The 13,974-nt window shown below is 68.5% G+C and carries 11 protein-coding genes; 2 read left to right on the plus strand and 9 right to left on the minus strand.

The genetic code is table 11. The features are described from left to right. Window positions 1-12: 12 nt before the first annotated feature. From AncyloWKF20_RS04490 to AncyloWKF20_RS04530, 9 genes are all read right to left on the minus strand, one after another. The gene (locus AncyloWKF20_RS04490) at window positions 13-858 is read right to left on the minus strand and encodes a transporter substrate-binding domain-containing protein (protein WP_267582667.1); all 846 of its coding nucleotides are present in this window, start codon (window positions 856-858) and stop codon (window positions 13-15) included. A gap of 38 nt (window positions 859-896) precedes the next feature. Beyond that, on the minus strand, window positions 897-2,216 hold the full coding sequence (locus tag AncyloWKF20_RS04495; RefSeq protein WP_279316713.1) for an NtaA/DmoA family FMN-dependent monooxygenase: 1,320 nt from the start codon (window positions 2,214-2,216) through the stop codon (window positions 897-899). A gap of 187 nt (window positions 2,217-2,403) precedes the next feature. Continuing rightward, window positions 2,404-3,834 carry an aldehyde dehydrogenase family protein gene (locus tag AncyloWKF20_RS04500; RefSeq protein ID WP_279316714.1) on the minus strand — a complete coding sequence of 477 codons (1,431 nt, stop codon included), beginning with the start codon at window positions 3,832-3,834 and terminating at the stop codon, window positions 2,404-2,406. 102 nt (window positions 3,835-3,936) lie between these two features. Then, on the minus strand, window positions 3,937-4,920 hold the full coding sequence (gene yjfF / locus AncyloWKF20_RS04505; protein ID WP_279317885.1) for a galactofuranose ABC transporter, permease protein YjfF: 984 nt from the start codon (window positions 4,918-4,920) through the stop codon (window positions 3,937-3,939). An 8-nt stretch (window positions 4,921-4,928) separates the two neighbouring features. Then, window positions 4,929-5,936 (minus strand): ABC transporter permease, encoded by a 1,008-nt coding sequence (locus AncyloWKF20_RS04510; RefSeq protein WP_279316715.1) that lies wholly within the window; start codon window positions 5,934-5,936, stop codon window positions 4,929-4,931. A gap of 10 nt (window positions 5,937-5,946) precedes the next feature. Beyond that, the gene (locus tag AncyloWKF20_RS04515) at window positions 5,947-7,476 is read right to left on the minus strand and encodes a sugar ABC transporter ATP-binding protein (RefSeq protein WP_279317886.1); all 1,530 of its coding nucleotides are present in this window, start codon (window positions 7,474-7,476) and stop codon (window positions 5,947-5,949) included. A 144-nt stretch (window positions 7,477-7,620) separates the two neighbouring features. Next, window positions 7,621-8,586 carry a galactofuranose ABC transporter, galactofuranose-binding protein YtfQ gene (gene ytfQ / locus AncyloWKF20_RS04520; protein WP_279316716.1) on the minus strand — a complete coding sequence of 322 codons (966 nt, stop codon included), beginning with the start codon at window positions 8,584-8,586 and terminating at the stop codon, window positions 7,621-7,623. Window positions 8,587-8,835: 249 nt separating this feature from the next. Next, window positions 8,836-9,546, minus strand: coding sequence for a LytTR family DNA-binding domain-containing protein (locus AncyloWKF20_RS04525; RefSeq protein ID WP_279316717.1), 711 nt, complete (start codon window positions 9,544-9,546; stop codon window positions 8,836-8,838). Further along, entirely contained in the window at window positions 9,531-10,643 is a 1,113-nt protein-coding gene (locus AncyloWKF20_RS04530; protein ID WP_279316718.1) for a histidine kinase, read from the minus strand. Before AncyloWKF20_RS04530 ends, AncyloWKF20_RS04525 begins: the two co-directional genes overlap by 16 nt. Window positions 10,644-10,861: 218 nt before the next feature. Here AncyloWKF20_RS04530 and AncyloWKF20_RS04535 point away from each other — a divergent pair, with 218 nt between their 5' ends. Both AncyloWKF20_RS04535 and AncyloWKF20_RS04540 read left to right on the plus strand, forming a co-directional pair. After that, on the plus strand, window positions 10,862-12,580 hold the full coding sequence (locus tag AncyloWKF20_RS04535; RefSeq protein WP_279316719.1) for a type I secretion system permease/ATPase: 1,719 nt from the start codon (window positions 10,862-10,864) through the stop codon (window positions 12,578-12,580). Then, window positions 12,577-13,890: an HlyD family type I secretion periplasmic adaptor subunit gene (locus AncyloWKF20_RS04540; RefSeq protein WP_279316720.1), complete on the plus strand. Its 1,314-nt coding sequence runs from the start codon at window positions 12,577-12,579 to the stop codon at window positions 13,888-13,890. The genes AncyloWKF20_RS04535 and AncyloWKF20_RS04540 overlap by 4 nt, the downstream gene beginning before the upstream one ends. The last annotated feature ends 84 nt before the right edge of the window (window positions 13,891-13,974 follow it).

Genomic DNA, 13,974 nt, shown 5'->3' on the forward strand with positions numbered 1-13,974 from the left:
CGCGCGCCGCCGTCAGTTGGTGGTGGTGCAGGCGGCTTCCGCCGCCAGCGTGGCGACCGGGACGTATTTCTTGCGGATGGTGGTGTAGGTGCAGTCCTTGATCATCGCGGCGAGCGCGGCATTGACCCGCTTCACCAGATCGCCGCTCTTCTTCGGGAAGATCCAGCTATAGCCGCGCTCGGCCTCGGGGATGGCGGGGTCGCCCAGCCAGTGGTCGCCGCCGGCGAGCATGTAGTCCTTGCCCTCGGGCTTGGCGATCAGCTCCAGCGTCCAGTTGATCTTGGAATCGAAGATGAGGTCGAGGCGGCCGGCCAGCAGGTCGAGCTTCATCTGGTCGGGATTGTCGTAATAGACCTCGACGAAGGTGTCCTTGCCGAAGTGCTTGTGGATGTAGGGCACCATCGAGGCACCGCGCTGGAGGGCGATGCGCAGCCCCTTGCCGGTCACGCCCTCCTTGGTGAGCGTGTAGTTGCTGTCCTTGCGCACCACGAAGGTCGCCGGGTTGTAGACGATGGGCATGGCGAACAGCGCCTTGTCCATGCGCTCGGGGGTGGGCGAGATCTGGGTGACGATGCCGTCGAACTTTCCCTGCAGCATGGACGGGATCAGCGCCTTGAAGTCCATGACGACGATCTCGCAATCGGCGCCGATGCGCTTGCACATCTCGCGCGCCAGCTCCGGCTCCATGCCGGTCAGGTTGCCGGACGCGTCCACCATGGAGAAGGGCGGGTAGACGCCCTCATTGCCGAGCTTGAGCTTCTCGGCGGAGGCCGCGGACAGGCCGGCGCCGAGCAGGAGAGCCGTGAGGGCAAGCGATCCGGCCCGGCGGAGACGATGGTGCGGGAGGCGTGAGATCATCGACGTCGTTCCATGGTTGGGGGAGGGGGCGGCGTGGATCAGAACTCGAGCAAATTGTCGCGCAGGAACTGGTGGGAGTAGGCGCGGCGGGTGAGGCCCCGGCGCTGGAGCACCGGCACCAGCCCGTCGGTGATGGTCGACACCGAGCGGCGCGAGACGTCGGAGAGCGCGATCAGGAAGCCGTCGCCGCCGATCTCCTGCATGATCTCGTCCATCTGGCTGGCGACGCTGTCGGGCGTGCCGACCACGTCCACGCAATAGCCGCAGCTCACATGGTCGATCATCGCCTGGCGCAGCGGCTTGTCGCCGGCGCGGGTGAGGAACTGCGAGAGGCTGGACTGGTGGCCATTGGTGGTGAGCGTGAGCTGGCTCACCGGCGTATCGAGGTCGAGGCTGGAGAGGTCCAGATTGGTGCTCCAGCCGAAGCGGGCCATGCGGGCGTCGAGATTCTCCGCCGCCGAGACGCGCCGCTGCTCGGCCGCCCATTTCGCCTGATCCTCGGTCTCCGCCACGATCGGCGAGAGCAGGAACAGGATCTTGCAGTCGTCCGGGTTGCGGCCGAGCTCGGCCATCTGCGCGCGCACATCGTCGCGGTACTGCTTCATGGCGGCGACGCCGTTGGGCGCGGCGACGATGGTGTTGGCATGGGTGGCGGCGATCTTGCGCCCGCTCTTGGAGCCGCCGGCCTGCGCGATCACCGGCTGGCCCTGCGGGCAGGGGCCGGAATTCAGCGGCCCGCGCGAGGCATAGTGCTGGCCCACATAGTCGATGGTGTGGACCTTGGCCGGGTCGATGAGCACGCCATTCTCATGGTCGTCGATGATCGCGCCCGGCTCCCACGAGCCCCACAGGCGCTTCACGATCTCGATGTACTCCTCCGCCATCACATAGCGCTGGTCGTGCTCGGGCAGCTTCTCCATGCCGAAATTCTGGGCGGAGAGGTCCGACGAGCCGGTCACCATGTTCCAGCCGGCGCGCCCGCCGGATATCTGGTCGAGCGAGGAGACGATGCGGGCGGTGAGGTAGGGGTGGTAAGCGAAGGTGGAGAGGGTCGGCACGATGCCGAGCTTGCGGGTGGAGGCCGCCAGCAGCGTCGCCACCACGCTGGGTTCCTGACGGGGAATGCAGATGCCGCCCTTCAGGAAGATGTCGCGCGAGTTCTGCCAGTTCTGCCCGACATAGATGGAATCCTCGATCAGCAGGTAATCGAAGCAGGCCCGCTCCATCGACCGCACGAGATCGACGAAGATGTCGGCGCTCATCCAGTCCTGACCGATATTGCCGGTCCATGGCTCGCCCCAGGCCTGGATGCTGGAGCCTTGAAGAAACCAGGCGAGATGGAAGGGATTGGCGGGCATGAAAGGCGACCTCGTGCTGACGGCTGGAACCCGATCCAGCGACCTCACTCGAGGTTAAGTCTCGCCTTCCCTGTGGAAGTATCGCGAAGAGGCGAAGCTTGGTTGGCGCCCACCTTTCCGGCAGTGCCTAATTGGGATGCACGGCCAGGGCGTTCCCTGGCCGTTGCTGGTCGCTGTGCCGGCCCGTTCAGGCGCCGTAGCCGACGATGCCCTTGATCTCGAGGAAATCGCGCAGCCCGAAATCGGCATATTCGCGCCCGTTGCCGGACTGCTTGTAGCCGCCGAACGGCGCGAACAGATCCCAGTCCGGGTAGTTCAGATAGACCGAGCCCGCCCGGAGCTGCCGCGCCACGCGGCGTGCCTCAACGATATCCGTTCCCTGCACATAGGCCGCAAGGCCATAGGGCGTGTCATTGGCGATGGCGACCGCTTGATCGACGCTGTCATAGGGAATGATCGACAGCACCGGGCCGAAAATTTCCTCGCGCTCGATCCGCATGCCCGGCTTCACATGGCCGAACACGGTCGGCTTCACATAATAACCGGTCTCCAGACCCTCGGGCTTGCCCGTGCCGCCGACCACGAGAGTCGCGCCCTCGTCGATGCCGGCCTGGATGAGACCTTGCACCTTGGCGAACTGCACGTCGCTGACCAGCGGGCCGATCTGCGTCTCGGTGTCGGTGGGCGAGCCGACGCGCACCGACGCCGCCGTCCGCCGGGCGATCTCCAGCGCCTCGTCATGCCGGGCGGCGGGAACGAGCATGCGGGTCGGTGCGTCGCAGGACTGCCCGGTATTGCCGAAGCAGGCGCGCACGCCTTCGGCCACGGCGGTCTCAAGATCGGCATCCGGCAGGATGATGTTGGCGGACTTGCCGCCAAGTTCCTGCGCCACGCGCTTCACCGTCGCCGCGGCATTGCGCGCGACATCGGTGCCGGCGCGCGTCGAGCCGGTGAAGGACACCATGTCGATGTCGGGATGCGAGGACAGGGCGGCGCCGACTTCCGGGCCGGTGCCGTTCACCAGATTGAACACGCCCTTGGGGAAGCCGGCCTCGTGCATGATCTCGGCGAAGACGATGCCGGAGATCGGCGCGATCTCGGAGGGCTTCAGCACCATGGTGCAGCCGGCGGCAATGGCCGGCGCGACCTTGCACATGATCTGGTTGAGCGGCCAGTTCCACGGCGTGATCAGGCCGACGACGCCGACCGGCTCATGGGTGACGCGAGTGGTGCCGCGGGTCTCGTCGAACTCGAAATTACGGAACGCCTCGATGGTCGCCTTCAGATGGCCGAGGCCGGCATAGGCCTGCGAGTCGCGGGCGCGGGCGATGGGCGAGCCCATCTCATGGCTGATCGCCTGTGCGACATCCTCATAGCGCCGCTCATAGACCGCGAGCAGGCGCTCCAGCAAAGCGAGGCGCTCTTCCTTGGTGCTGAACTGGAAGCTCGCAAAGGCGGCGCGCGCCGCCGCGACGGCGCGGTCGACATCCGCCTGCGTGCCGAGCGAAATGGTGGCAAAGACCTGCTCGGTGGCCGGATCGACCACACCGAGCGGGCGGTTTTCCAGCGGCTCGACGAAGGCGCCGTCGATGTAGAATTTCTGCGTATTGGGGGACATGCGGGTTCATCTCTCGTCAGGAACGCAACGGGCGACAGCCCGGCGCAGGGGCGCGGCTCGCGTCGCCCTCGCGCACGATACTGGCAAACTCCGTGCCGCGCGTCACACCCGCGCCACGCCCGGTGCCCGGCGCGCGGGCCGGCGGGCGAGGTGAAGCGTCAATTGCTGGAAGGCGATGAAGATGAACAGGAGAAGCCCCGTGGCGATCTTCGCCCACCAGCTCGAGAGCATGCCGTCGAAGCTGATATAGGTCTGGATCAGCCCCTGGATCAGCACGCCGAGGAAGGAGCCGATGACGAAGCCATAGCCGCCTGAGAGCAGCGTGCCGCCGATCACCACGGCGGCAATGGCGTCGAGCTCCACGCCCACGGCGGAGAGCGAATAGCCCGAGGAGGTGTAGAGCGAGAAGACGATGCCGGAGAGCCCCGCCAGCACGCTCGACAGGGTGTAGATCAGCACGGTGGTGCGCGGCACGTTGATGCCCATCAGCGCCGTCGCGCTGCGCGAGCCACCGAGCGCATAGACATTCGCCCCGAAGCGGGTGAGGTGCAGCAGCACCATGCCGCCCGCCACCACCGCCAGCATGATGATCGCCGGCACCGTCAGCCGCGCCCCGCCGGCGAGCCGGATCGCGTGGTCGGACAGCGTGGCATAAAGCTCGGCATTGATCGGGATCGACTCGGTGGAGAGCAGGAAGCTGACCCCGCGCGCGAGGAACATGCCGGCCAGCGTGACGATGAAGGGCGGTAGCTCGAAATACTGGATCATCGCCCCCATCGCCGCCCCGAAGGCGGCGCAGAGCACGAGGATCAGCACAAAGGCGGCGAGCGGCGGCACGCCCCAGCGCTCGATGGCCAGCGCCAGGAACACGGTGGTGAAGCCGATGACCGAGCCGACCGACAAATCAATGCCGCCGGAGATGATGACAAAGGTCATGCCGACCGCGACGATGCCGAGAAAGGCGTTGTCGGTCAGCAGATTCATCACCACCCGCAGCGAGGCAAAGTTCGGGTAGATCGTCGCGCAGATGAGGAAGCCGGCGAGGAAGACGGCCGTGGTGGCGAGTACCGGCGTCAGGCGGGAGATCGCGCCCATCAGGATTTTCCTTCCCGCTTGCCCCGGCCGAACAGCACACGCAGCCCCGCCAGATGCCCGCCGAGCCGGGGCGACTGGGCGAGCAGCACCGCCAGCACCACCACCGCCTTCACCACGAGATTTGTCTCCGGCGGAAAGCCCGAGAGCAGGATGCCGGTATTCATCGCCTGGATGATGAGCGCGCCGATGACCGCCAGCACGATGGAGAAGCGCCCGCCGAACAGCGAGGTGCCGCCGATCACCACGGCGAGAATGGCGTCGAGCTCCAGCCACAGCCCGGCATTGTTGGCGTCGGCGCCGAGAATGTCGGCGGCCGCGACGATGCCGGCGAGTGCCGCGCAGAGCCCGCTCCAGACATAGACCGCGAGGGTGATGGCCCGCGTGCCGATGCCGGCCAGCGCGCTGGCGCGCGGATTGCCGCCGGTCGCCTCGATCATTAACCCGAGCGCGGTGCCGCGTACGACGATGAGGGTGAGCACAGTCATGCCCAGCGTCAGCGCCACCGGCGTCGGCAGGCCGAACACCGAGCCGCCGCCGAGAAAGGCCAGCTCCGGCGAGGTGAAGGTGACGATGCGTCCCTCGGTGATGAGCTGGGCGATGCCGCGCCCGGCCACCATGAGGATGAGCGTCGCCACAATAGGCTGGATGCCGAGCACCGCCACCAGCAGGCCGTTCCACAGCCCGCACAGCAGCCCCGCGCCCAGCGCGGCGGCGAGCACGACCGGCAGGGGATGGCTGTCGGCGAGGCTCGCGGCGATGGCGCCGCAGATCGCCATCACCGCGCCGACCGAGAGGTCGATGCCGCGCATGGCGATCACCAGCACCATGCCGAGCGCCAGCAGCGCCACCGGCGCGCCGCGGTTCAGCACGTCGATGACGCTGCCGAACAGCCGGCCGTCCTGCAGGCGGATGTCGAAGAATTGCGGCGAGACATACCAGTTGGCCGCGAGGATGAGGGCGAGGGCGACGATCTGCGAGGTGCCGATGCGCGGCAGCTTCATGAGCATCCGGCCCTCCCTACGCCGCCGCCGGCGCGGGGGCGTCGGCAATGGTCGCCAGAATGGCCGGCACGTCGATAGCGTCGCCCGACAGGCGCGCCACATGGGTGCGGTCGCGCAGCACGATCACCTCGTCGGCATAGGTGACGATCTCGTCCAGTTCAGAGGAGACCACCAGCAGCGCCAGCCCGTCGGCGCAGAGCTGGCGGATCAGCCGGATGATCTCGGCATGGGCGCCGACATCAATGCCGCGCGTGGGCTCATCGAGGATCAGCAGGCGCGGCGAGGTGGCGAGCCAGCGCGCGAGCAGCGCCTTCTGCTGGTTGCCGCCCGAGAGCAGGCCGATCGGCCGCTCGGGATCGGGCGGGCGGATGTCGAGCAGGCGGATGAACCGGGCGGCGATCTCGTCCTGCTCGCGGCGCGAAAGCGGACGCAGGATGCCGCGCTGGGCCTGCAAGGCGAGGACGATGTTCTCGCGCACGGAGAGTTCGGCGACGATGCCCTCGGTCTTGCGCTCCTCCGGGCAATAGCCGAAGCCGAGGCGCATGGCCTCGCGGGGCGTGCCGATAGCCACCGCGCGGCCATCGACCTGCGCCGCCCCGCAATCGGCCTTCACCGCGCCGAAGACCAGCCGGGCCGTCTCGGTCCGCCCCGAGCCGAGCAGTCCGGCAAGGCCGACCACTTGACCGGCGCGCAGCGTGAGGTCGAAGGGCGCGACATAGCCGCCCCGGCCATAGGCGGCGAACTCCGCAACCGCCGCGCCCTCCTCGCCGGCGATACGCGCCGGGCGGGCGGCGGTCGCCTCGCTCAGTTCGCGGCCGAGCATCAGGCGGATCAGGTCGAGGCGCGGCAACTGGCCGATGGGCGCGCTGCCGGCGAGGCGACCATTGCGCAGCACGGTGATGCGGTCGCAGATCGCGTAGACCTGATCGAGAAAGTGGGTGACGAAGACAATGCCGATGCCGCGCTCTTTCAGCTGGCGCATCACCGCGAACAGCACCTCCACCTCCTGCGCGTCGAGGCTCGCGGTCGGCTCGTCGAGGATGAGCACGCGGGCGGACTGGTCGACCGCGCGGGCAATGGCGACGATGTGCTGGATGGCGACCGAGTAGCTTTCCAGCGGCGCCGCCACATCAATGGCGAGGCCGAACTCCGCGAGCAGCACCTCGGCACGCCGGCGCATCTCGCCCTCGCGCACCAGCCCGAAGCGGGTCGGCTGCCGGCCGAGGAACAAGTTCTGCGCCACCGACAGGTTCGGGGCGAGGTTCACTTCCTGATAGACGGTGGCGATGCCGGCCTTGACGGCTTCCTGCGCCGAGCGGGGAGCGATCTCCTCACCCCCGAGCCGCATCGTTCCGGCGTCGCGGGTCACGACGCCGGTCATCGCCTTGATGAGCGTCGATTTGCCGGCCCCATTCTCGCCCAGCAGTGCATGGATCTCGCCATGGTGCAGGGTGAAGTCCACGCGATCGAGCGCGACGAAGCCGGCGAAGGATTTGGAGAAGCCGTGCAGCGCGAGAAGCGGGTGCGCTGCTTCACGGCCGGACATGCCGGTGCCTTGGCCGGCGGGGTCGAAATCAGTCATGGCGACCTCGGAACACGGCGGGAGAACGGCGCGGGCCGACCGGAGGAGGGCCGGCCCGCGCGGAGCTGGCACCGGGGGCGCGCGAGGAGCGCCCGCGGCGGAGCCGGCTCAGTAACCGAGGTCTTTCTTCGACTCGTAGATCGCCTTCGGGTTGTCCGCCTGCGTGTAGAGCTTGGATTCCGTCTGGATCCACTTGGGCGGCACGGTGCCCTTGGTCTTGTAGGCGATGATGGCGTCGAAGGCCGGGCCGGCCATGTTCGGCGTCAGCTCGACGGTCGCGTTCGCCTCGCCGGCGGCCATGGCCTTGAAGATGTCCGGCACGGCGTCGATGGAGACGGTCAGAACTTCCGTGCCGGGCTTCAGGCCGGCTTCCTTCATGGCCTGGATCGCGCCGACCATCATGTCGTCATTGTGGGCGTAGACCGCGCAGATGTTCTTGCCGCCGCCTTCCGCCTTGATGAAGCTCTCCATCACCTCCTTGCCCTTGGCACGGGTGAAGTCGCCGGTCTGGCTGCGCACGATCTTGACGTTCGACGCACCGGCAATGCCGTCCTCGAAGCCCTTCTTGCGGTTGGTGGCGACGGAGGCGCCGACCGTTCCCTGAAGCTCGACCACATTGCAGGGCTTGCCTGCCACGGTCTTCACCAGCCACTCGCCGGCGACCTTGCCTTCATGCACGGAGTCGGAGGTCACGGCCGTGAGGTAGAGGTTCTTGCCGGCCGGATCGATGTCGCGGTCGAGCAGGACCACCGGGATCTTGGCTTCCTGCGCTTCCTTCAGCACCGAGTCCCAACCGGTGGAGACGACGGGCGCGAGGAAGATCGCGTCCACGCCCTGCGCGATGAAGGAGCGGATCGCCTTGATCTGGTTCTCCTGCTTCTGCTGGGCGTCGGCGATCTTGAAATTGATGTTCCGCTTCTTGGCCTCGGCCTTGGAAACGGTGGTCTCGGCCGCGCGCCAGCCCGATTCCGAGCCGATCTGCGAGAAACCGATGGTGAGGTCCGCGGCCTGTGCGTCGGCGGACAGAAGCGCGCCGCCCATGGCGGTCGCGAGCAGCAAAGCCCTGAAATTCATTGGCGTCCTCCCGTTGGTGGTGCCGCTGCGCCACTGTCGGGTCGCTTGCCGGCAGGGAATCTATGCCACAGTCTTGGGAGGCTGAATAGTCATACTGTTTTACTTTTCAGCGTTGGTCGTTTCGTCGAGAAACCGCAGGCCGATGGGCCGGCGAAACGCCGCGCGGCCTCCCGTTGCCCCCGCCGGCAGGCGAGGGCAGGGGAACGTCTTCAACGTCGCGAGGCGGGTTCGGGTGGGCGGCGATGGCCGCTATTCGCGCGAGCCGGAAAGGGCCTGCTTCAGGCGCGAGGCGGCGGCCCGGCCGAGGCGGATGGGTTCGGCCATTCCCTGCAAGGCAAGCCGCACCTCGTCCCGGGAGCGCGTGTCGACGCTGCGGATGCGGTCGCAATTGACGATGATCGAACGTCCGAGCCGCAGGAAAGGCGGGGAGGGAAGGCTGGCGGCGAACTGGCCGACATTGCGCAGGATCATCAGCGGTGGCTGGTCGGCGATATGCACGCGGCTGAAATCGCCCTCCGCCTCAATAGCGAGAATGTCGGTAGGGACGCAGCGCACCACGCGGCCGGGCACGCGCAGCTCGATCACGTCGCTGGCGGGCGGATGAGCGGCGAGGAGCCGGCGGACGCGGTCGAGCGCCGTGTCGAGCCGTTCCGGCGCCACGGGCTTGAGCAGATAGTCCACCGCCTCCACGGCGAAGGCCTCCACGGCATATTCGGCATAGGCGGTGACGAAGATCACGCGCGGCGGCGTCGGCGTGGCGGCGAGCAGGTCGAAGCCATCGGGGCCGTTGAACTCGATGTCGAGCAGGACGAGATCGGGCTGGAGCCGGCCGAGCAGGTCGGCCGCCTCGCCCACGCTCTCGGCCTCGCCGACGATCTCGACATCGGCATGAGCCGCGAGCAGCCGGCGCAGGGCGCGCCGCGCCAGAGGCTCGTCATCGGCAATCAGGACGCGGAGCACGCTTCGCCCTCCAGAACCAGCGTCGCAACGACCTGCCCACCCCCGGTCTCATCGAGGGTGAAGGCATGGCGGCCGGGATAGTGCACATCAAGCCGCCGGCGCAAATTGGCGAGGCCGAGCCCATGACCGGCGCGCAGCCGGTGTGCGGGGTCCAGCCGGCCGGTATTGCTGATGTCGATCCGCAGCGCCGGGCCTTCCATCCGTACGCTGACGGCGAGTTCCAGCACCTGCGAACGGTCGCCATGCTCGACGGCGTTCTCGGCCAGCGGCTGGAGCAGGCTGTTGGCGATCTGCCGGCCGGCGGCGGTGGGGTCCATCTCCACCCGCACCCGCAGTCGGGCGCCGAAACGGGCCTGCTGGATGCGCAGATAGGCGGCGAGGGCGGCCACCTCTTCCTCCACCGGCACCACGGGAACGCGGATGCCGGCGAGCACATGGCGCAGATAGTCGGTGAGGTCGCGCAGCATGGCCAGTGCGGCCGTGGGATGCTCCGGCACTTCCTCGGCGATGCCGTTTAGCGCGTTGAACAGGAAATGCGGGTTGATCTGCAGGCGGAGCTGCTGGATTTCCGCGGTGAGCGCTTCCGCCTTGGCCGCGAGCATCTGCGTCTCGGCGCTGAGTGCCGCCGCATGCGCCGCCTGGCGCTGGCGATCGGCCCGGATCCAGAAGAACAGCAAGCTCCAGCCGGTCAGCGCCACCGCGTAATGGGTGAAGGGCAGCGCGATCTCCTCCATCGCGCCCCAGTCCGGGATGCTCCAGCCAAAGCCCTGGCGAACCAGAACCGTCGCCAGCACGATGAGAGTGGAAGCGACCGCCGCCAGCGCGGCCATGGCTACGACCACCCGCGCGCCGAGGACCGTTCCCGAGAAAATGCGGTCGTAGACAAGGCCAAGACCGGCCGACAGTCCGACCAGAAGCAGGTAGGTCACCGCGCTCATTGCCAGCGCGACCGTGAGATCCTGATAGGTGAGCTGCCGGTTCACCAGATCGACCAGCGTGAACAGGCCCCAGCCGACGATCTGCGCCCGCGCGAACGGGGTCAGGCGATGCCACGCGCCGCTGAATGGGCCGGACGGTCGGGTGAGCGAAGCGGGCACCGACGGTTCTCCTGAGGGCCTGCGCCCGCGCCGCGGCCCGCTGGGTCGGGCCGGTGTCGGGCTCGTCGATTTCTGCGCCCCGTTCATCGAGTCGCGACCGCCGCGCCGGTGCCGGGATGCCTAGCCCATGGCATCTTTCCGCGACGGTGCCTAGCGCCCGAAAGCCGCGCCGATCCGCAATTCGCGGGCGCGCGGGGCCCGCTTCCCTGAGGTTCCTGATGGCTGCTGCCTCGCCCGTCTCCCGTGCTCTTGCTTCCTGCCGGCCGGCCTTTGTCGCCGTGGCGGGGTTTTCCGCCGTCATCAACCTGCTGATGCTCGCCGGCTCGCTCTACATGCTGCAGGTCTATGACCGTGTGCTGAGCTCGCGCAGCGTGCCGACCCTGATCGGCCTGTCGCTGCTGCTGCTGGTCGCCTACGCCCTGCAGGGTTTTCTCGACTCGGTGCGGGTGAAGATGCTGGCGCGCATCGGGGCGCGCTTCGACGAGCAGGTCTCGCCGCTGGCCTTCAGCGCCGCGCGGCGCCTCTCGCTGGCGGGCCGGCGCGCCGAGGAGGCGCTCCAGCCCGTGCGCGACCTCGACCAGATCCGCGCCTTCCTGGCCTCGCTCGGGCCGACGGCGCTGTTCGACATGCCGTGGATGCCGCTGTTCTTCGCCGGCTGCTTCCTGCTGCACCCCTGGCTCGGCCTGCTGGCGCTCGGCGGCGGCATCATCATCGTCGCGCTGACCTGGGCGACCGAGCAGGCCAGCCGCGCCGCCATGAAGGCGCAGATGACCAGCCGCGGCACGCGCGAGGCGATTGTCGAGGCGAACCGCCGTAACGCCGAGGCGCTGACCGCCATGGGCATGGGCGGCGCCTTCGCCAACCGATGGGAGGAGGCGAACCGCCGGCATGTCAGCGACTGGCTGGCCGCCGCCGATGTGACCGGCTCCAGCGGCGCCTTTGCCAAGGTGTTCCGCATGGTGCTGCAATCGGCCGTGTTGGGGCTCGGCGCCTATCTCGCCATTCACGACCAGATTTCCGGTGGCGCGATGATCGCCGCCTCCATCATGACCTCGCGCGCGCTGGCCCCCATCGAGATCGCCGTCGGCAACTGGAAGGGCTTCGTGGCCGCGCGCCTCGGGCTGCGCCGTCTGGAGCAGGTGCTGGCCTCGCCCGCTCTGGCCGAGCGGCATCACACCCCGCTCCCCCCGCCTGCGGCGCTGCTCACGGTCGACAATCTCGTCGTTGCGGCGCCGGGACGCTCGGCGCCGATCCTGTCGGGCGTGTCGCTGCAGGTGGAGGCGGGGCAGGGGCTCGGCATCATCGGGCCGAGTGCGTCCGGCAAGTCGACGCTGGTGCGGGCGCTGGTCGGCGTGTGGCGCCCGGTCAAGGGCGAGGTCCGGCTCGATGGTGCCAGCCTCGATCAATGGGCGCCCGACGCGCTGGGCCGGCATGTCGGCTACCTGCCGCAGGATGTCGAGCTGTTCGAGGGCACGGTGGCGGAGAACATCGCCCGCTTCGCGCCGAACGCGCCGGGCGAGGCCATCGTCGCGGCGGCGCGGGCGGCGGGTGCGCATGAGCTGATCCTGCGGCTGGAAGAGGGGTACGACACCCGCATTGGCGAGGGCGGCATGGCGCTGTCCGGCGGCCAGCGCCAGCGCATCGGGCTGGCCCGCGCGCTTTACGGCGCGCCGTTTCTGGTCGTGCTCGACGAGCCGAACTCCAATCTCGACCCGGATGGCGACGCCGCGCTCACGCAGGCGGTGCAGGGCGTGCGGGCGCGCGGCGGAATCGTGATCGTCGTCACCCATCGCCAGAGCGCGATTTCCTCGCTCGACCGGCTCGCGCTGATGGGCGATGGGCGGATTCAGGCCTTTGGCCCGAAGGAGGAGGTTCTGGGCAAGCTCGCCCGGCAGAACGGTGTGCCCGGCATCAAGCGCACGGCAGTGGCCTCATGACGATCCTGGCACCAACATCGGAATACGGCCCCGCCCTGCGGCGGCTGACCCTGATCGGCGGAGCGGCGGTGCTGCTGTTCGCCGGCACTGTGGGCGTCTGGGCGCTGGCCTCGACCCTCAACGGCGCGGTCGTCGCCACCGGCCAGTTCGTCGTCGATGGCAATGTGAAGAAGGTGCAGCACGCCACCGGCGGTGTCGTCGGCGAACTTAAGGTTCGCGAGGGCGACCAGGTCGAGGCGGGCGCGGTGCTGATCCGGCTCGACGACACCATCACCCGCGCTAATCTTCAGGTGGTGACCCAGCAACTCGACGACTTCGCCGCGCGTCAGGGGCGGCTGATCGCCGAGCGCGACCGCCTTGAGGTTATCGAGGTGGCGCCGGAGCTGGTGCCGCGAGCGGGCGAGCCGGCAATCGCCAAGCTGATCGCCACTGAGCAGAACCAGTTCGAGGCCCGCCGGGCGGCGCGTGAAGGGCGCAAGGCGCAGCTTGCCCGGCGGATTGGCCAGCTTGAGGACGAGGTGACGGGTCTTCGCGCCCAGCAGGCGGCGCGCGACCGGCAGGCGGCGCTGATCGCCGAGGAGTTGAAGGGCGTGCGCGACCTTTACGCCAAGAACCTCGTGGCGCTCTCCCGCAAGGCGGCGCTGGAGCGCGAAGCGGCGGAGCTCGACGGCGAGAAGGGTCGCCTCATTGCGGCGGTCGCGCAGACCGAGGGCAAGATCGCCGAAACCCGGCTGCAGATCATCGAGATCGACGATGTGCTGCGCGAGGAGGTGATGAAGGAGCTGAGCGAGATTCAGGCCAAGGCGGCCGAACTCGCCGAGCGGCGCATCGCCGCCGAGGACCAGCTGAAGCGCGTCGATATCAGGGCGCCGAGCGCCGGCTTCGTGCATCAGCTCACCGTCCATACGGTGGGCGGCGTCATCACCCCGGCGGAGCCCGCCATGCTGATCGTACCGGCGCGCGAAGCGCTTCAGGTGGAAGCGCGCGTCAACCCGCCGGACATCGACCAGATCGTGCCCGGCCAGCGGGCGGATGTGCGCATCCACGCCTTCAACCAGCGCACAACGCCGCTGCTGGCCGGCAGGGTGGCGCGTGTCTCGCCCGACACCAGCCGCGACCCGCAGACCGGCGCGGTTTTCTACACGATCCGGGTGGCGATCCCACCCGAGGAGCTGGCGCGGCTGGCGCCGCAGACGGTCAGCGCCGGTATGCAGGCCGAAGTGTTCGTGCGCACGCAGGACCGCACGCCGCTGCAATACATCGCCAAGCCGTTGCAGGATCAGATCGCCCGCGCCTTTCGCGAGCGGTGATCCGGCGCGGCGCTGGCGGGCTCGTCGATTTCTGCGCCGTCTTCATCGAGTGCCCGCCGGCACCCCCGTGATGATGACAGCGGC

It is taken from the genome of Ancylobacter sp. WKF20, assembly GCF_029760895.1.
In the GTDB taxonomy this organism is placed as follows: Bacteria; Pseudomonadota; Alphaproteobacteria; order Rhizobiales; family Xanthobacteraceae; genus Ancylobacter.